Raw genomic sequence first — 18060 nt, 5'->3', positions numbered from 1 at the left:
GGGCCTGGTCCCGATGGCGCCGACGACGCCAACACCAAGCCCGAACCTGCCACTACCGACGACGCGGCTACCCCTGACCAACTGCCGTTGCAGTATTAGCCTCGACGCTGATTTTGTTTTACCGGGGTTGTAGGTGAGGGCGAGCCGTAGCTCGCGGTGGACGTTGCTCTTGTCCTCGCTGTGGGCGTTCCGCAGGTTGTTGCGGATGTCGTCGAAGGTGCCGACGAGGCGGCGGATGTCGTCTTGGGTGAGGCGGTCGGGAGCCTGTGGTTGAGCTGCTGCTCTTTCGCGTTGGGCGAGGCGATGGTGCCGCGTTTGTGCGCGTGGCGGGACAAACAGGTTGCACCGATGATCCGTAGGCGTCAATCGACTGGGCGTCGCCGGGTCGATGAACTGCCAGAAACGTTTCACCGTGCTGGATCGCTCGTCCCGCAGGAACTGCGGCAGGTGTCGGTGGCCGTGCCGGAAGGGCCACCGGACCATCCCACTCCTGGCCGACCGTCGCTGCGTATGATCTTTGCGTGACGAACGTTCGGACGTCGATCGGCGAGGTGCGGGCGGCGTCCTGCTGGTCCGGTCCACCCGCTCTGTGGCCGAGGTGAGCGACACCCAGGCCCCGCACCCCAAGTCTCGGGGTGCCGCACGTCGTGCCCGACGCACCGGTCCCACCATGGAGGATGTCGCCCGGCTGGCGGGGGTATCTCGCGGCACCGTCTCCCGTGTGCTCAACGGCGGTCACGACGTGAGCGACGCTGCCGACGCCGCCGTACGCGATGCCATGACCGCCATCGGCTACGTCGTGAACCATCACGCCCGAAGCCTGGTCACGCGGCGTGCCAACGCCGTCGCGTTCGTGCTCTCCGAGCCGCACGAGCGGCTGTTTGAGGATCCGAACTTCAACACGCTGGCGCGGGCGGCGGCGCAGGAGTTGGCCACCCGCGAGGCCACCCTCACGCTCATGATCGCCGACGGCGACGACGAGCGCCGGCGCATCTCCGCCTACGTCCGGGCCGGCCACGTCGACGGCGTATTGATGGTCTCCACCCACCGCGGTGATCCGCTGGCCGGTGATCTGGCCGGTGGCGCTCTGCCGGTGGTGTTCTGCGGGAAGCCCTGCGATGAGGGCGCCGACTTTCGATACGTGGCCGCCGACGACCGTGAGGGCGGCCGGCGTATGACGCGTTACCTGCACGACCTCGGCAGAAGCCGGGTCGGTATCGTCACCGGTCCGTTGGACACCTCCGGCGGGGCCGAGCGGCTTCGGGGCTACCTCGACGTGCTCGGACCGCAGGCCGACCCGCGCCTGATCGCACACGCCGCCCATTACAGCATCACGGCGGGGGAGAGCGCGACGCGTGCGCTGTTGACGCAGGCGCCGGATGTGGACGCGCTGTTCGCCGCCTCCGACCTGCTGGCGGCAGGGGCGTTGACCGCCCTGCGGGCGGCCGGCCGGCGTGTGCCGCAGGATGTTGCGCTCGGTGGTTTCGACAACTCGCTGATCGCGCAGTCGACCGAGCCACCGCTGACCACCGTGCATCAGCCGCTCGACCAGGTCGGACGCGAGATGGTGCGGGTGCTGTTCGCCATGATCGACGGCGGTGTTCCGGCCTCGCTCACGCTGCCCGTCGAGCTGGTCCGGCGGGCGTCCGCCTGAGGCGGTTTCCGCAGGTGCCAGCGTCAACCTCACGACGCGGACGCGCGTGAGTGAGCTCGGGAGACCTGGGTCGACACCCGGACACCTCCGCGCAACAAGCTATTTACATTGAACGATTCAATCGTTACCGTGAGCGCTCACAGAGCCATGTCCTGCGCACTGCACCCCACGAGGGACCGCCCGATCGGCGTCTGCGGGGCGCCGACCAGCAGCACCGCTCGTCGACCCACTTCACAGCGCCGGTCAGGGTCGTGGAGGAGATGGCGTTCTGCCCGCCACCTGCTCCCCGGACTGTCCGATCTACCTGATGGAGATCACCGTGCTTCCACCCAGACAGCGCCTCGCGTTGCTCTCCGCCTGCACGGCGGTGACGCTCGGCGCCGTGATGGTCTCGGTCACCCAGGCTTCCGCTGCGGTGACCCGTTACGAGGCCGAGTCCCCGCCCGCCACCTGCACCGGAGTGATCGAGTCCAACCACGCCGGGTATTCCGGCAGCGGGTTCTGCAACGCCGACAACGCTGTCGGAGCAGGCGCGCAGTTCACCGTGACCGCGGCCGCGGCCGGGACCACCGCAGTCGCCCTGCGGTTCGCCAACGGGGGGTCTGCTGGCCGGCCGGCCGACGTGCTCGTCAACGGCGCCGTGGTCCAGTCGGCCGTAGCCTTCGACCCGACCGGTGCCTGGTCCACGTGGACCATCAAGACGTTGAACCTCACGTTGAATTCCGGCACCAACACGATCCGCCTGAACCCGACCACCGCGGCCGGTCTGGCCAACATCGACTACGTCGAGCTCGAATCCGGCAGCACGCCCCCACCATCCGGGAGGCAGATGGAGGACCTGAACCGCGGTCTGGTCAGTGTGCGTTCGGGGTCGGGCAACCTGGTGTCGTGGCGGCTGTTCGGCAACGAGTCGCCCGCGACCGCGTTCAACGTCTACCGCGGTGGCACGAAGCTGACCGCCTCGCCGATCACGAACTCCACGAACTACCTGGACGCCGGAGCCGCAGCGGACGCCTCCTACACCGTCCGCCCGGTCGTGAACGGCGTCGAGCAGGGCACATCCGAGCCATCGCTGCGCTTCACCGGGGGAAACTACCTCGATGTGCCGATCTCAAGGCCCGGCACCAACTACACCGCGGGAGACGCCAGCGTCGGCGACGTCGACGGCGATGGCCAGTACGAGATATTCCTCAAGTGGGACCCCCGCGACCAGAAGGACAACTCCCAGTCCGGCGTCACCAGCAACGTCTACCTCGACGCCTACCGGCTGAACGGGCAGCGGCTGTGGCGCATCGACCTGGGTCGCAACATTCGCGCCGGCGCGCACTACACCCAGTTCCAGGTGTACGACTACGACGGCGACGGCCGGGCCGAGATGGCGGTCAAGACCGGTGACGGCACCGTCTCCGGCACCGGGCAGGTGATCGGCAACGGCAGTGCCGACCACCGCAACTCCAGCGGCTACATCATCACCGGGCCCGAGTACCTGACGATGTTCAACGGCCTCACGGGTGCGGCGATGTCCACGGTGAACTTCGAGCCGGCGCGCGGCAACATCAATGACTGGGGTGACAACTACGGCAACCGCGGCGACCGGTTCCTGGCCGGCACCGCGTACCTCGACGGCCAGCGCCCGAGTCTCGTCATGGGCCGTGGCTACTACGCCAAGAGCACGATCGCCGCGTGGGACTTCCGCAACGGCCAACTCACGCTGCGTTGGAAGTTCGATTCGAGTCAGGCCGGCAGCCAGTGGACCGGCCGAGGCGCGCACTCGTTGTCCATCGCCGACGTCGACGGCAACGGCACCGACGAGATCATCTACGGCGGCATGACGATCAACGCCAACGGGACCGGACGGTACACCACCAGTTTCTACGCTCACGGCGACGCCCTGCACGTCAGCGACTTCGTGCCCAGCCGCGCCGGCGAGGAGATCTGGCAGATCCACGAGCAGAGCTCCGGTGCCTCCGCGACGCTGCGCGACGCCAACACCGGCGCCATCATCATGCAGAAGAACAACAGCTGCGGGTGCGAGGGACCGGCCCGCGGCGCGGCCGGCGACATCTACGCCGGCAGCGCGGGAGCCGAATTCTGGGGATCGGGGACCGGCCTGGGCAACCTCTTCAATTCCTCTGGCGGCAACGTTGGGCGCAACCCCAGCAGCTACAACTTCCTCGCCTGGTGGGACGCCGACCCGGTCCGCGAACTGCTCGACGGCAACCACGTCGACAAGTACGGCACCGGCGGCGACACCCGCCTGCTCACCGGGACGGGCGCCCACTCGATCAACGGCACCAAGTCCACCCCGTCGCTGTCCGGCGACCTGTTCGGCGACTGGCGCGAGGAGATCATCCTCCCGCGCGACGACAACGCCGCGCTGCGGATCTACGCCACCCCCACGCCGACCACGACGAAGATCTACACCCTGATGCACAACCCGCAGTACCGGGTCGCCATCGCGTGGCAGAACACCGCCTACAACCAGCCGCCGCACCCGAGCTTCTTCCTCGGCAACGGCATGTCCACCCCGCCCCAGCCCAACATCTACGTCCGCTGACCCACCAGCCACGGTCGGGCGCGCCGGTGAAGCCGCCGGCACGCCCGACCCCGGCACGACGCAACCTGTGACCGCGAAACGACTCGGCAGCCCACGCTTCATCCCCCGCGGGAGCATCCATGAAGTGGTACGTGAAGACCCGGGTGGCCGCGACGGTGGCCACGGCTCTGTCCGGCGTCGCCGTCCTGCTCGCACCCACCGCGTACGACGCGACGACCCGCCCCGAGGCGGAGTCGGCGCCGGCCACCGGCGCGTGGACCACCTAAACGACCAGGAACGTGACGGTGCAGCTGGTCGCAGGGACCAACACCGTGCGCCTGGCGGCAACGACCACCGGCGGGCTGGCCAACGTGGACTTCCTCGAAGTGACTACGGCCGACGGCGACAGGGACCCCATCATGCGCGGCGCCGACCTGTCTACTGGGCAGCGCGCGGCCGATCTCGGCGCCCGGTATCAGTACGCCAACGGCACCCAGGGCGATCCGCTGGACATCCTCAAGAGTGTCGGGGTGAACTACGTCCGCCTGCGGGTCTGGAACAATCCGCGCAGCGGCTACAACAACAAGGACAAGGTCCTGCAGTACGCCCGCACGGTGAAGGCCAAGGGCCTGAAGCTCATGGTCGACTTCCACTACTCCGACACCTGGGCCGACCCCGGCAAGCAGTTCAAGCCGGCGGCGTGGGCCAGCCACGGCATCAGCCAACTGCAGACCGATGTCTACAACTACACCTACGACGTCTGCGACAGCCTGAAGGCGCAGGGCACGGTGCCCGACAGCGTGCAGATCGGCAACGAGATCAACACCGGGATGCTGTGGGACGACGGCCGCGTCCTCAACAACAACTTCTACAACCTGGGGCTGTTGCTCAAGGCGGGCTACAACGCGGCTAAGGCGTGCAACAGCAGCACTCAGGTCGCTATCCACACCGCGAACGTCGGGAGCGGCGCCCGTTGGTTCTACGACGGCATCAGGGCCCAGGGCGTGCAGTGGGACATCACCGGGCTGTCGTACTACTGCTTCTGGCACGGCAGCCTGTCGAACCTAGCCAGCGTGGTGTCCGACATGAGGACCCGTTACGGCAAGCCGGTCATCATCGCCGAGACCGCCTACCCCTACACCACGGCGAACGCCGACAGCACCCAGAACGTGGTGACGAGCGGGTGCTCGGGATACGCGGTCACGCCCGCCGGACAGCAGGCCAACTTCGCCGCGGTGCAGAACACCGCCCGCAACGCCGGCGCCATCGGGGTCTTCTATTGGGAGCCCGCGTGGTACGCGGTGCCCGGCAACGGCTGGAACCCCACCGACATCAACAACTCGGGCAACGAGTGGGACAACATGGCCGTCTTCGACCGGACCGGCCGCCTCAACCCCAACATCCAGTGGCTGCCGTGACACCGCCACCGACCGCAGCGTCCTCCCCGGTAAGCCGCAGGCCGCCGGCCCTGGCCACCGAAACAGGGGCGGCGGACGCGGAGCCGCCGGATCGTCGATCCCGCTCCGCTGAGTTCGGGACCGTCCGACACAGGCAGGAGCATCCAGGCTGGCTCTATGACCCCCACCTACGCCACGCTGCTGGCCGGGATGATCTCGGCTTCTGCTGCGACACCCGCCACGCCCGGGCGGCGTAGACGGCCGCCAGCGGGAGGGTGCGCCTGGGCTAACGTTGGCACATGAACTCGCCCGTCGGCATCAAGGAGGTCGCCGCGCTGGCTGGGGTGTCCCTCGGCACCGTGAGTAACGTGATCAACGGGCGGGCCGGGGTCGCCAAACTCACCGAGCAACGGGTACTGGCGGCGATTGAACAGCTGGGTTACGTTCGGAACGACTCAGCCCGCCAATTGCGGGCCGGCCGCAGCCGCCAGATCGCGATCGTCGTCCTCGACGTGGCCAACCCCTTCTTCACCGACGTCGTCCGCGGTGCTGAGGACGCCTTGGACGAGCGAGATGTCATCGTGGTCGTCTGCGACAGCGCACAGCGTGCCGACCGTGAGGAGCGCTACCTCAACCAGCTCGCGCAGCAGCGGGTGCAGGGTGTGCTCATTACGCCTGTCGACGAGACCAATGGTGTACGCCTGGAGGAACTGTCCAGGCGGGGCACACCCGTGATCCTGGTCGATCGGGGAGCGGGGCTTTTCAACCTCTGCTCGGTCACGGTCAATGACCTGCTCGGCGGGCGGCTGGTGGGCGAGCACCTCGTGGCAATGGGCCACCGGCGCATCGCCTTCGTCGGCGGCCCACCGACGCTCCGCCAGGTCGTCGACCGCCGAAAGGGGCTGGGCTTGGCGGCCCGAGGAGCCGACATCACCGACGTGCCGACAGGCGACCTCACCGTCGCCGCCGGCCGTGGCGCCGCCAGCGAGATCGTCGACCTGCCGGCCGGGACCCGGCCGACCGCCATCGCTTGCGCCAATGATCTGCTCGCACTCGGGGTGCTGCAGGAGTTGACCCGGCGCGGCGTGCGCGTCCCGGGTGACATCGCCATCGTGGGCTACGACGACATCGAGTTCGCCGCCGCCGCCGCGGTTCCACTGTCGTCGGTGCGTCAACCCCGAGCCGAGCTGGGCCGCACCGCCGTGGAACTGCTTGAGGACGAGCTCAACGCCAAGGGCCATCACACGCATCGCCAGGTCGTCTTCCAGCCCGAACTGGTGCTGCGTGCCTCGTCCAGTGAGCCGGTGGTGCGCCACGCCGACGTATCGTCCTGATGGTCGACGCCGACTCGGTGCCGGCCGCAGGGTCGGAGCTGTGGAGTTGAAACGTTTGTGCCACCCAGGTCAGGGCCTCACGGTGCACTCCTGTCGTCGGACGCGAAACGCTTGCGTAACACATAGGTGTTCATTAGTGTGGGCCGGCAAGCGCTCTCCGGGCAGCTTGCCAGGGGTCCGTCTCGGGGTGGCTGTGTGAGCTGTGCACGTCCAGAAGGGACACTATAAGTGAAACGTTTCAAGATCGCGGTCGTGGCCATCGCCAGCGCGGCACTGATGCTCGCCGGTTGCGGTGGCGAGCCTGAGGGGCCCAAGGCCGACTTCGACCCGAACGCACCGGTCACCCTTGACCTGGCCTTCTGGGGCAACGACACCCGTGCCGGCTTCTACAAGGACGCGATCGCGAAGTTCAACGAGAAGTACCCCAAGATCACCGTCAACTCCACCTTCCTGGCCTTTCCGGAGTTCTGGGAGAAGCGCCAGATCGAGTCCGTCGGCCGCGACCTGCCCGATGTGATGCAGTTCGACTACGCGTACCTGCGCCAGTACTCGCAGAACAAGCTCCTGCTCGACCTTAAGCCCTACTTCGGCAAATACATCAAGACCGATGGGTTCAACGAGTCGACTCTCAAGGTCGGCGTGGTGAACGGCGTGACGACGGCGCTGCCCGTCGGCACCAACGCGTGGGCGATGTTCATCAACAACGCGCTGCTGAGCAAGTCCGGCGTCGCGGCGTATCCCGGTGGTACGTCGTTGGACGAGTACACGGCATGGATGAACTCCGTGACCAAGGCCGGTGCCGGCAAGGTGTGGGGTGGCACTGACCCGACCGGACGCCTCCAGAACTTCGAGCTCACGCTGCGTGCCAACGGCAAGAACCTGTTCGATGACGCCGGCACGCCGCAGTTCACCAAGGCGGAGCTGACCGAGTTCTGGAACCGCGGCGCACAGGTACGGAGCAGCGGCGCGACGATCCCGACCAAGCGCCTGCTCGAGGTTGCACCCAAGTCCGGCTTCGGCTCGGGCCAGACCGCCAGTGAGATGACCTGGGACAACTTCGGCGCCGGCTATGCCGGTGACCTCGGCATCGATGCGAGTGGCCTCACCCTGACGGCTCCGCCGACGACCAAGGCCGCGTCCAAGGACCTGTACCTGAAGCCGTCGATGCTGCATGCCATCGCCGCGAACACCAAGCACCCGGAGGCATCGGCGCTGCTGGTCGATTTCTTGATCAACAGCAAGGAGGCGGGTGCCGTGTTCGGCACCAACCGTGGCCTCCCGGCTTCCGCGACACACCTGGGCGGCGTCCAGCTCGACCCCCTGTCACAGAAGATCCTTGACTACGAAACCTCGATCAAAAATCGTCTGGGCGAGGCGCCCCCGGTCCCCGTTGTGGGCTACGGCTCGGTCGAGGAGAAGTTCCGGCAGTTGAGCGAGGAACTCGGCCTCGGGTCGATCACGGTCGACCAAGCAGTGAACCAGTTCTTCAACGAGATGGACACCATCCTCAAGAAGTGAACACCTGGCGTTGGCCGCGCACCCGTCGGAACCCAACGAGCGGAGAACCCATGGCATCGACCCCTGTCCCCGGGGGGACGCCGACGGCGCGCGGCTCCGTCCGCACGACAGCATTTCGTGCGGACGGAGCGCCCACCCCCAACGGCCGGCCGCAGTCGACGCGACGCGCCTCCGGCGGCGCGTCGACGATAGCCCGACGCGATACCAGGGCCGGGTACGGATTCCTGATTCCGTGGCTGATGGGGTTCTTCGGCCTCACCGTCGGTCCAATGGCCGTCTCGCTCTACCTGGCGTTCACCAGGTACGACATCTTCACCCCGCCGGAGTGGGTGGGCTTCGACAATTTCGTCCGGATGTTCACCGACGACCCGGTCTTCCTGCGTTCGGCGAGGGTGACCCTCGAGTACGTGCTCATCGGCACCCCGGTCAAGCTCGTCGCGGCCTTGGCGGTCGCGATGCTGCTCAACTTCGTCACCCGAGGTTCGGGGTTCTTCCGATCGGCGTTCTACGCGCCCAGCCTCATTGGCGCCAGCGTCTCGGTGGCGATCGTGTGGCGGGCGATGTTCGCCGGCGGTGGCCCGGTCGACGGCTCCCTGCGAATCTTCGGCATCGAGCTGGGCGGCTGGGTCGGCGACGTCGACCTCGCCATCCCCATGATGATCATCCTGGTGGTGTGGCAGTTCGGTGCCCCGATGGTCATCTTCCTGGCCGGCCTCAAGCAGGTTCCCACTGAGCTCTACGAAGCAGCGGAAGTCGACGGCGCGGGCCCGGTCCACAAGTTCTTGAAGGTGACCGTGCCGATGCTGTCGCCGGTCATCTTCTTCAACCTGTTGCTGGAGACGGTCCACGCCTTCCAGGTGTTCGGGTCGGCGTTCATCATCTCCAACGGCTCCGGCGCTCCCGGCGGCCAGCTCAATTTCATCACGCTCTACATGTACAAGCGCGGCTTCGCCGACCTGCAGATGGGCTACGCCTCGGCGATCGCGTGGATCGTCCTCATCGTCGTTGCCGTCATCGCGCTGATCATGTTCCGGACCGCCCGCTCGTGGGTGTACTACGCGGGAGACAATCGGTGACCACGATCGAACATGCCGAATCCGAACCCAGCGCCCCCGAGCACGCGGGCCACCGGGACGGCGGGGCGCCCCGGCGCGCTCGGCGTCGAGGTCGCCGCGGGCTGCTGGCCACGTCGGTGTGGTATCTGACGCTGACCGTGCTGGCGGCGGTTGTGCTCTACCCGCTTGTGTGGCTGCTCTTCGCCACCCTCAAGCCGTCCAGCGAGTTCGGCCAGAACAGCGGTCTGCTGCCGTGGGAACCGACGATGGACAACTACGTCCGGGTCTGGGACGGCATCGCCGGCATCCCGCTGTGGCGCTACGGTCTCAACTCGCTGATCGTGGCCTCCCTGGCGGTGGTCGGCACGTTGGGTTCCAGCGCGCTGGCGGGATATGCCTTCGCCCGTATCGGGTTCAAAGGGTCCGGGCTGTTCTTCGCCGCGATGATCGGAACGCTGCTCCTGCCGTTCCATGTGATCATCATCCCGCAGTACATCATCTTCAACCAGCTGGACCTGCTGGACACCTACGTGCCACTGCTGATCGGCAAGTTCCTCGGCACCGAAGCGTTCTTCGTGTTCCTCATGGTCCAGTTCATCCGTAACATCCCACACGAACTGGATGAAGCAGCCCGCATCGACGGCGCTGGCCACATTCGTATCTTCTGGTCGATCATCCTGCCGCTGCTACGCCCGGCCCTGGTCACGGGCGGCATCTTCAGCTTCATCTGGACCTGGAACGACTTCCTCGGACCGCTGATCTACCTTACCTCCCCGGAGAACTACACCCTTCCTGTGGCGCTGCGGCTGTACAACGACGCGACCAGCACCTCCGACTACGGTGCCACCGTTGCCGCCTCCCTCGTGTCCCTGATTCCGGTGCTGCTGTTCTTCCTGATCTTCCAGCGCCTGCTCATCCGGGGCGTCGCCACCCAGGGGCTGAAGGGGTGAGGGCGTCACCTCCGATCAGTAACGGCTTCGCCCTTCTCGGCGAGGTGCTGTTCACCGGCGTCGCTGTCGCGCTGCTGGCGCTGCCCGTGGTGACGCTCCCGGCGGCCCTGGCCGCCGGCGTCGGTCACCTGCGGCGATACGTCAATGACGAGGGATGCCCGTACGCCGCGCTGTGGCGCGACGCCAAGTCGGCCGTCGCAGGGGGAGTGGCGGTTGGGCTGGCAGCGCTGTTCGGCGCCACCGCGGCGGTCTTCGCCATCGGACTGGCCGGCACTGACCCGACCCCGGCGGGCACCCTGATGGCTGTCGCCGGCTGGATCGCTCTCGGCATCGTCGCCACCGCTGTCGTGATGGCGGCCGGCGCATGGACACCCGATTGCGGCTGGCGCTCAGCCGTCCGCGGGCTACGAGACCAACTCGACGCCGACCTCTCGGCCGTCCTGTACCTGTTCGTCGCGGTGACGCTTGCCGCAGTCCTGACCTGGCAGTTCTTCCCACTGCTCGTGCCGTCCCTCGGCATTGTCGCGTTCGCGGTCGTCGCTGTGCAGAACCGTGCCAACAGTCGGGCGTCGTGACCCTCCACAGCGTGGCGGGCGGCGCGGGTGGGGCTGAGGGCAGCCTGCCAGTGCCTGACCTGAGAGGGCGTCGGTGGCGATGTGCCGCTTGCGTCCCTTGATCTTCTTCGCCGCATCGATGCCCTGGCTGGACTCACTGACGTTGCTGGAGGTCTTCCCGCTCTGCGAGTCCAGGACTACCGCTGATGGGCTCGCGCTAGGGCCCGGGCCGCGCGAACCTGCTCCCGCAACAGATCGTGGATTCCCTGCGTGGTCCCGTCCGCCTCCCACTTTGCGTAGTAGCCGTACACCGACCTCCGCCGGCGGAAGGTCATGCGGCCGCGCACAGCATGCGTCAAAATGCGTGTGGCGTAGTCGTCGACGCCGGCGCCCTCGCCGGTGGTCATGTGCCGATCGTCCTGGCCGACACCGCTTCACTGGTTCTGGTGGAGCTGCCGGTCGAGGTTGAACACCTCGGTGAGGACGCACATCGCATGGTCGGGTCGGCCGGACTCGAAGAACTCCGCCATCTCGGCCTGCCAGCGGGCGTTTACCTCGGTCGCCTCCATTGCGACCCGGGCGGTGGCGAAGTCATCCGTCAGGAGTGTCCCCACGAGCAGCCCGTCCTCGCGGAGAAAGAGCGAGTAGTCGTGCCAGCCGGCCTCGTGCAGCGCTTCGAGCATCTCCCGCCACACGGGGGCATGGCGACGTCGGTACTCCACAAGTCGATCGGGGTTTACCTGGAGCGTGAAGCAGACTCGATGCATGGCATCCTCCGGACGAGGTGGAGTCAGCAGGGCCGTGGGCCGGGTCTCGAGAAGGGTCGAGGCGGACCAGACCGGGCCGGCGGGCTTGAGTAGCGGCAGGTCGTGGTAGCCGGCGACTCACGGCGAAACCTCGGCGCTGAGATCGACTTCGGCGCCGCCGACAACACCGGCGATCTGGTATTTCGAAGCGCCGGTACCCACCCGGTCGAGGTGGTTCGTGCTGTCGGCGACCGTCGCGACCCGCTGCCCGTCGCGGTAGACGTGGAAGTCCGGGCCGGTCAGGCCGGCGGGCGTGCGCCCGGTGACCTCGTTTCCGCGCAACCGCCAACTGAGGAAGACACCCTCGGTGGTGGAAACCGCGACCAGCCCCCGGTCGAGCTGTTCGAGGTGGACGGCGGCAGTGCCGTCCTGCCGTTGAGGGCCGCCTGCGGAGGCGGCAGAACCGTTGAGGGCCAGTGCCGCCGTGCAGGCGAGAACCACCGCTGCACGCCCCAGGCTGCGGTTTCGGGTCCGAGGGCTCATGCGGGATCTCCTCGTCTGGTCGCGTTGCCCGACTGGCGGGCTGACGGCGCTGCCTGACTCCGATCGATTGCCTGAAACGTTCCAACTATCGGTGAGGTGCGTTTCGGAGTCAAGCCCGGCGCGTCGGCACGGGACAACGCCGACGGTGGCGCTCGAACTGGAGTGGCGGCCCAGCACGGACCTGCGCTTCCGGGAGCGCGTCGACGCGTACTACCAGGCGCTCTGGCGCGAACACGCCACGGTCGACTTCGTGCACCCGGCCGCCAACCTGTCGGCGTACCGGCTGTTGGTGGTGGCGAACGGGTACCTTCTGGGGGAGGACGCGGCCAAGAACCTGCGCCGTCATGTCGAGTCGGGCGGGCACCTGCTGGTGTCGTACTTCTCCGGGATCGTCGACGAGCATGACACGGTGCACCCGGGCGCCCTACGCGACGTGCTGGGGTTGTCCATCGAGGAGTTTCATCCGCTGCGGGAGCACGAGACCGTCGCGTTGTCCGACGGATCGAACGCCCGGGTCTGGTCGGAGCGTGTACGCCCCGCAGGCGCGACGCCGGTCATCCACTTTGCCTCCGGTCCTGACGCGGGCCATCCCGCGACTACCCGCCACGACCTCGGGCGCGGCACCGCCTGGTACGTCGCGACCAACATTGACGGCCTGCGGCCGGTGCTGGCGCGGGCACCGGACGTGGCCGGCGTGGACCGACCGCGTGGCCTGCCGGACACCCTGGAGGCGGTGCGGCGCGGTGCACACCTGTTCCTCATCAACCACGGTGACGAGCCGGTGGTCGTGTCGGACGTCGTCGGCGTCGATGTGTTGGACGGCACACGCTGCGCCGGCGCGGCGACCGTTGGGGGCGGTCAGGTGCGGATAGTCGTCACCGAGTGAACGCGGCTGCCGAGCGCCGTCAGTCAGGACGACGACCTCGCGCGGTTGCCGGCGTCGAGTCCGTGCGCGGAGGGCGCGCGGATCGGGCGACTGCCCGTCATGGCGGTCAGCGCCGGGGCTGGGCGCTGGGGCGGCGTACGACGAGTCCCGGCTGGAGCACGACGTGGCGGTGACGGTGTGTACCACTGGCGTCGGGCTGCTCCAGCAGCAGTGGAACGGCCGTGCGGCCCAGCTGCTCACGCGGCTGGCGGATCGACGACAGCGGGACGGCGGCGGCTCCGGCGAACGCGATGTCAATCGCAGGCCAGGCTGCCCTTGGATAGGTGGTTGCGGACCGTTCTGCCGCTGGCTGTAGAGCCATCGAGTCAGGGGATCGAGAGCGTCACTCTGGTTGTCCGACACGTCGACACTCCTACGAAGAATCCTCGTGGTCGACTGGGACAGGCAGCCCGCTGACGTTGGTTGAGAGAGTGTCGGGCCGAGCCGGTGGTGGTCAGTTGCGTGCACTGCTGCGGCAGGACCCACGGCACACGCCGGTGCCGGATCCGGTCAACCGTCAGTTCACCGCGACCGGGCCGAACCGGCTCTGGTCGCCGACGCCACCCGCATTCCGTGCGGCGAGGGCGTGTGCTGGTCGGCTACGATCCGCCGGCGCGATCTCCCGCCGGATCGTGGCAGCGCTGGACGCTTTTTCGCCTGGACAGGCTCAATACGGCAGTGCCTGTCGTCCTCAACCGACCAGCACGACGCGTAGGGTCCGCGGGCCATGAACGCCTTCGACTCGGTCGAACTCGATGTCGCTGGTGGCCGACGGACCGCTGATCCAGGTGAGGGGCTGGTGTGGGCCGAGCCGGTCGATCGCGTCCGGCACCGAGGCGACCACCTGGTCGGCGCGGACAACGCAGACGTGCATGTCCGGCAGTAAGCTGAGCACCCGCCGGCCCTGGTCGGCCGCCGCGTCCAGCACGATGGTGCCGGTCATCGCGACCGCGACGGCCGCTGCGGTGACCGCTGCGTCGGTACCACCGATCTCCGCATGGGTGAGCCGGCCGTCGTCGCGCCGCACGCGTACGCCCGGTGGGAGCCAATCGGCCGGCAGACCGGGCGGCACCACCACGGTACGGGCGTGGAGCAGCTGTCCGACAACGGCGGCGATCCCATCCGGTGCGCAGCGGTGCACGGTCGCCCGGTAGTCGATCAAGCGCTCGGTAAGCAGCTCGATGTCACCGGCTCCGGTCATCCCTCGATAGTGACGCGGCGTTTCCGGCGTGTCTGCCGGCTGACTGCTGAGCGCGGCCCGGAGTCGGCCGAGCACGAGGTCGCGGCTGCCTCGTGCGGAGGATGTCATCGCTTCGCCCACCATTGACGGAACGTCTCGGCGGGCAGGTCCGGCAGGTCACGCTCTGCGGTCCAGCCAGTCAGCGGCGGGGGCAGGCCGCGTCCGCGCCGTCCGGCGAGCCGTGCGGTCCGGGTGGCGCGCTGCGCTGCCGCGTACAGTTTCGGATGGTCCATGACGTAAGCGGCTGCGGCCATTGCCGCCCTCTCGGCTCGTGGGTGCGGGGCCTGGTTGCGCAGGTGCACCAGCATCGACGGAATGTCGATCCTTACCGGGCAGGCGTCAAAGCAGGCGCCACAGAGTGACGACGCGTACGGTAACGACGCGTTGTCGGCGATCCCGGTGAGTTGTGGGGAGAGGACCGCGCCGATCGGTCCGGGGTAGACCGATCCGTACGCGTGGCCGCCGGTGCGTTCGTAGACCGGGCACACGTTGAGGCACGCTGAGCAGCGGATGCAGTGCAGCGCCGCCCGTCCCGCCGGATCAGCGAGGATCGCGCTGCGTCCGTTGTCGAGCAACACCAGGTGAAAGTGCTGCGGTCCATCGCCTGGCGTGACCCCGGTCCACATGGTGGTGTACGGGTTCATCCGCTCACCGGTCGAGGCCCGCGGCAGCAGTTGCAGGAAGACCTCCAGGTCACGCCAGGTTGGCAGCACCTTCTCGATGCCCATCACGGTGATCAGAGTGTCCGGCAGGGTGAGGCACATCCGGCCGTTGCCTTCGGACTCGACCACAGCCAGGGTGCCGGTCTCGGCGATCGCGAAGTTCGCACCGCTGACCGCCACCTTGGTCGTCAGGAACATCTCACGCAGGTAGCGGCGGGCTGCTGCTGCCAGCACCCGCGGCTCATCCGTCAGCGAAGGATCTACGTCCGGCATCGTGCGTAGAAAGATCTCGCGGATCTCCGAGCGATTACGGTGGATGGCCGGCACCAGGATGTGGCTCGGTTTGTCCTCGCCGAGTTGCACGATCAGTTCGGCGAGATCGGTCTCTACCGCAGCGATCCCCGCCGACTCCAATGCCTCGTTGAGGCCGATCTCCTGCGTCGCCATCGACTTGACCTTGATGACTCGGTCGCTGCCGGTGGCGCGGACCAGGTCCGTGACGATCGTGTTGGCCTCGATGGCGTCGGCGGCCCAGTGCACGACGCCACCGGCTTCGACGACCCTCGCCTCGAGTTCTTCCAGCAGCGAGGGCAACCGCGCCATGACGTCCGCCTTGATCGCTGAACCGGCTTCCCGCAGTTGCTGCCAGTCGGGCATTTCCCCGATCACGGCGGCGGACCTGCTGCGGATCGTGGCGGTGGCGTGACCCAGATTACGCCGTAGCTGTGGATTCTCCAGCGCAGTGCGAGCCGCAGCCGGAAACGGTTCGCCCTCACGTAGGTGCCCGACCCCCCGCGGTGCCCGGGCCGGCATCCCCAGAAACGTCAAGACACCTCTCCGTTCCGAATGTCGTGAAAGGCCGCCTCCATCGGCATCTCCTCACGTACCGCGCTCAGGCGGTTGCCGCCAGGATCTCGGCAAGGTGCACGGTTCGCACCGTGGTACGCAGCCGCGATAGTCCTCCGCCGATCTGCATCAGACAGGATGTGTCTCCCGCCGTGCACACGTCGGCGCCCGTCGACAGCACATGGCGCATCTTGTCCGCCAGCATCGCCGTCGACGTCGCTGCGTTCTTGATGGCGAATGTGCCACCGAACCCGCAACACTGCTCAGCTGCCGGCAGTTCGACCAACTCAAGGCCGCGAACCTGCCGCAGCAACCGCAGCGGCCGGTCTCCCACCCGTAGCATCCGCAGGGAGTGGCAGGTCGGGTGGTAGGTGACCCGGTGCGGATAGTACGCCCCAACGTCTTCGAGACCGAGCACGTCGATGAGAAACTCCGACAGCTCGTAGGTTCGCGCTGCCACCGACGCGGCCGCGTCGGCGAGGGCCCTGTCGCCGGCCGCCGCTGCGACGACGGCGTGCTGGTGCCGGATCGACCCGACACACGAACCCGACGGCGCCACGACCACCTCGGCCTCGGCGAACGTCCGCGTGTAGCGCCGGACGAGCGGCACCGCTTCCCGCTGATAGCCGGTGTTGACGTGCATCTGAGCGCAACAGGTCTGCTCCGGCGGGAAGACCACCTCATGGCCGAGGCGCTCCAGCAGCCGTACTGTCGCCTTGGCCGCCTCCGGATAGACCGTGTCGGCCAGGCAGGTGGCGAACAACGCGACACGCACGTCAGCCCTCCAGCCGTTCTTCGGCCGCCCGCCAGGCATCCTCGTCGCCGCGTGGCTCGTATCGGACGAGGGGATGGGTGTCACGCACCAGCGTGCGCAGGTCGGCGAGGCCGCCACGGATCGTGCCGGCGGCGCGCGCCTGCACCAGCACGTTCCCCAGGGCGGTGGCCTCGACCGGCCCGGCAATGACTGGCAGGCCACAGGCATCGGCGGTGAGCTGACAGAGAAGCTCGTTACGCGCTCCGCCGCCGACGATGTGAATCACCTCGGCGTGCCGCCCGGACAGTTGCTGCGCCTGTCGCAGCGCGCGACGGTGGGCCAGGGCGAGACTGTCGAGGATGCACCGGACAATCCGGGCCGGCGCGGCATCGGTGGCGAGACCGGCGGCGCGGGTGACCCTCTCCACCATCCCACCGGTTGGCAGGAACGCGGGGTCGTCCAGGTCCACGACCTGGCTGAGTGCCGGCTCGTCCCCTGCCGCTCTGAGTAGCCCACCGAGACTGGGGTTGTCCCACGCGCGCAGGCATTCCTGTAGGGGCCACAGGCCCATGACGTTACGCAGGTAGCGGATGGTGCCGTCGACGCCAGCCTCGTTGGTGAAGTTTGCCTGCCTCGACTCGTGGCTCAGCACCGGGTGGTCCAGCTCCATGCCCACCAGGGACCAGGTGCCACAGGAGATGTACGCAAACCGGGCGCTCCGTGCAGGCACCGCCACCACGGCGGAGGCCGTGTCGTGTGAGCCGACCGCGACCACCGGAGTCCCGTCGTAGGCACCGATCCGGGTGCCCGGTTCGACCAGCGGCGCGAACAGTCCTGCGTCGATTCCGGCGTCGGTCATCAGGTCGGTGGCCCAGGTGCGGCGGCGTACATCGAAGAGCTGGGTGGTCGACGCGTTGGTGAGTTCGGTGACCATCTCACCGGTGAGCCAGTAGGCGAGCAGGTCCGGGATCATCAACAGCCGCCGGGCCGCCGCTGACTGCGGGCTGCCCGCCGCCGCCACCAGTTGGTAGAGCGTGTTGAACGGCAGTTGTTGCAGCCCGGTGATCTGGTAGAGCCGCTGCTCGCCCACCTTCGCGGCGACCTGTTCGAGCACCCCGTCGGTGCGCGAGTCGCGGTAGTGCACCGGGTTGCCGAGCAGCGCCCCGCTCGCGTCCAGCAGACCGTAGTCGACGGCCCAGGTATCGATGCCGATGCTGTCCACCGGTCCGGCCGCGTGCAGGCCGCGCAGCACACCTCGGTACAGGGCGAGGATGTCCCAGTGCAGGGTGCCACTGGTCCGGACCGGCTCGTTGGCGAAGCGGTGCACCTCGCTGAGTTCCAGCAGA

At 67.9% G+C, this 18060-nt stretch carries 18 protein-coding genes and 1 pseudogene; 10 read left to right on the top strand and 9 right to left on the bottom strand.

The window, feature by feature from the left end; all coding sequences use genetic code 11:
- A pseudogene (locus EV374_RS33510) lies at positions 1-411 on the bottom strand (hypothetical protein); the annotation flags it as partial.
- Positions 412-670: 259 nt separating this feature from the next.
- Between EV374_RS33510 and EV374_RS18200 the strand changes: the two are divergent.
- From EV374_RS18200 to EV374_RS32620, 9 genes are all read left to right on the top strand, one after another.
- Positions 671-1654 carry a LacI family DNA-binding transcriptional regulator gene (locus EV374_RS18200; protein WP_132236879.1) on the top strand — a complete coding sequence of 328 codons (984 nt, stop codon included), beginning with the start codon at positions 671-673 and terminating at the stop codon, positions 1652-1654.
- Between the two features lie 319 nt (positions 1655-1973).
- Positions 1974-4211, top strand: coding sequence for a rhamnogalacturonan lyase family protein (locus EV374_RS18195; RefSeq protein ID WP_486485823.1), 2238 nt, complete (start codon positions 1974-1976; stop codon positions 4209-4211).
- A 119-nt stretch (positions 4212-4330) separates the two neighbouring features.
- Complete coding sequence (locus EV374_RS32625) at positions 4331-4477, top strand: hypothetical protein (protein WP_165947827.1); 147 nt, start codon at positions 4331-4333, stop codon at positions 4475-4477.
- A gap of 75 nt (positions 4478-4552) precedes the next feature.
- The gene (locus EV374_RS18190) at positions 4553-5608 is read left to right on the top strand and encodes a glycoside hydrolase family 53 protein (protein ID WP_486485830.1); all 1056 of its coding nucleotides are present in this window, start codon (positions 4553-4555) and stop codon (positions 5606-5608) included.
- 278 nt (positions 5609-5886) lie between these two features.
- Entirely contained in the window at positions 5887-6921 is a 1035-nt protein-coding gene (locus EV374_RS18185) for a LacI family DNA-binding transcriptional regulator (RefSeq protein WP_132236877.1), read from the top strand.
- Positions 6922-7149: 228 nt separating this feature from the next.
- The gene (locus EV374_RS18180; protein WP_207914325.1) at positions 7150-8439 is read left to right on the top strand and encodes an extracellular solute-binding protein; all 1290 of its coding nucleotides are present in this window, start codon (positions 7150-7152) and stop codon (positions 8437-8439) included.
- Positions 8436-9515, top strand: coding sequence for a carbohydrate ABC transporter permease (locus EV374_RS18175; RefSeq protein ID WP_486485822.1), 1080 nt, complete (start codon positions 8436-8438; stop codon positions 9513-9515). The genes EV374_RS18180 and EV374_RS18175 overlap by 4 nt, the downstream gene beginning before the upstream one ends.
- Entirely contained in the window at positions 9512-10444 is a 933-nt protein-coding gene (locus tag EV374_RS18170) for a carbohydrate ABC transporter permease (protein ID WP_132236873.1), read from the top strand. Before EV374_RS18175 ends, EV374_RS18170 begins: the two co-directional genes overlap by 4 nt.
- 44 nt (positions 10445-10488) lie before the next feature.
- Positions 10489-11019 carry a hypothetical protein gene (locus EV374_RS32620; protein ID WP_165947811.1) on the top strand — a complete coding sequence of 177 codons (531 nt, stop codon included), beginning with the start codon at positions 10489-10491 and terminating at the stop codon, positions 11017-11019.
- Between the two features lie 176 nt (positions 11020-11195).
- On the opposite strand, the gene EV374_RS32970 is transcribed toward EV374_RS32620, so the two are convergent.
- From EV374_RS32970 to EV374_RS18155, 3 genes are all read right to left on the bottom strand, one after another.
- Complete coding sequence (locus EV374_RS32970) at positions 11196-11405, bottom strand: hypothetical protein (protein ID WP_207914322.1); 210 nt, start codon at positions 11403-11405, stop codon at positions 11196-11198.
- Between the two features lie 27 nt (positions 11406-11432).
- Positions 11433-11765, bottom strand: coding sequence for an L-rhamnose mutarotase (locus EV374_RS18160; RefSeq protein ID WP_132236871.1), 333 nt, complete (start codon positions 11763-11765; stop codon positions 11433-11435).
- Between the two features lie 117 nt (positions 11766-11882).
- Entirely contained in the window at positions 11883-12287 is a 405-nt protein-coding gene (locus tag EV374_RS18155) for a rhamnogalacturonan endolyase family protein (protein ID WP_132236869.1), read from the bottom strand.
- On the opposite strand from EV374_RS18155, the gene EV374_RS18150 reads away from it, so the two are divergent.
- A complete protein-coding gene (locus EV374_RS18150; RefSeq protein ID WP_132236867.1) occupies positions 12286-13173 on the top strand; it encodes a beta-galactosidase trimerization domain-containing protein in 888 nt (295 codons plus the stop codon). The genes EV374_RS18155 and EV374_RS18150 overlap by 2 nt on opposite strands.
- A 106-nt stretch (positions 13174-13279) precedes the next feature.
- Here EV374_RS18150 and EV374_RS18145 read toward each other — a convergent pair whose 3' ends face one another.
- The 5 genes from EV374_RS18145 to EV374_RS18125 form a co-directional block, all read right to left on the bottom strand.
- Complete coding sequence (locus EV374_RS18145; protein WP_132236865.1) at positions 13280-13534, bottom strand: substrate-binding domain-containing protein; 255 nt, start codon at positions 13532-13534, stop codon at positions 13280-13282.
- Positions 13535-13903: 369 nt separating this feature from the next.
- Positions 13904-14536, bottom strand: a complete 633-nt coding sequence (locus tag EV374_RS18140; protein ID WP_132236863.1) for an LUD domain-containing protein — start codon at positions 14534-14536, stop codon at positions 13904-13906.
- Positions 14518-15927: a lactate utilization protein B gene (locus EV374_RS18135; protein ID WP_207914337.1), complete on the bottom strand. Its 1410-nt coding sequence runs from the start codon at positions 15925-15927 to the stop codon at positions 14518-14520. The genes EV374_RS18140 and EV374_RS18135 overlap by 19 nt, the downstream gene beginning before the upstream one ends.
- A gap of 79 nt (positions 15928-16006) precedes the next feature.
- On the bottom strand, positions 16007-16735 hold the full coding sequence (locus tag EV374_RS18130) for a (Fe-S)-binding protein (RefSeq protein WP_207914320.1): 729 nt from the start codon (positions 16733-16735) through the stop codon (positions 16007-16009).
- A gap of 1 nt (position 16736) precedes the next feature.
- A complete protein-coding gene (locus tag EV374_RS18125) occupies positions 16737-18041 on the bottom strand; it encodes a rhamnulokinase (RefSeq protein ID WP_486485821.1) in 1305 nt (434 codons plus the stop codon).
- Positions 18042-18060: the final 19 nt, after the last annotated feature.

The organism is Micromonospora sp. CNZ303 (genome assembly GCF_004345505.1).
This window is presented reverse-complemented; position numbering and strand designations above follow the sequence as displayed.

Coding starts and splice junctions, on each gene's coding strand:
- EV374_RS32625 (WP_165947827.1), top strand. CDS start 4,331: ATGAAGTGGTACGTGAAGACCCGGGTGGCCGCGACGGTGGCCACGGCT.
- EV374_RS18135 (WP_207914337.1), bottom strand. CDS start 15,927: ATGCCGGCCCGGGCACCGCGGGGGGTCGGGCACCTACGTGAGGGCGAA.
- EV374_RS32970 (WP_207914322.1), bottom strand. CDS start 11,405: ATGACCACCGGCGAGGGCGCCGGCGTCGACGACTACGCCACACGCATT.
- EV374_RS18155 (WP_132236869.1), bottom strand. CDS start 12,287: ATGAGCCCTCGGACCCGAAACCGCAGCCTGGGGCGTGCAGCGGTGGTT.
- EV374_RS18200 (WP_132236879.1), top strand. CDS start 671: ATGGAGGATGTCGCCCGGCTGGCGGGGGTATCTCGCGGCACCGTCTCC.
- EV374_RS18160 (WP_132236871.1), bottom strand. CDS start 11,765: ATGCATCGAGTCTGCTTCACGCTCCAGGTAAACCCCGATCGACTTGTG.
- EV374_RS18140 (WP_132236863.1), bottom strand. CDS start 14,536: ATGGTGGGCGAAGCGATGACATCCTCCGCACGAGGCAGCCGCGACCTC.
- EV374_RS18145 (WP_132236865.1), bottom strand. CDS start 13,534: ATGGCTCTACAGCCAGCGGCAGAACGGTCCGCAACCACCTATCCAAGG.
- EV374_RS18185 (WP_132236877.1), top strand. CDS start 5,887: ATGAACTCGCCCGTCGGCATCAAGGAGGTCGCCGCGCTGGCTGGGGTG.
- EV374_RS18150 (WP_132236867.1), top strand. CDS start 12,286: ATGCGGGATCTCCTCGTCTGGTCGCGTTGCCCGACTGGCGGGCTGACG.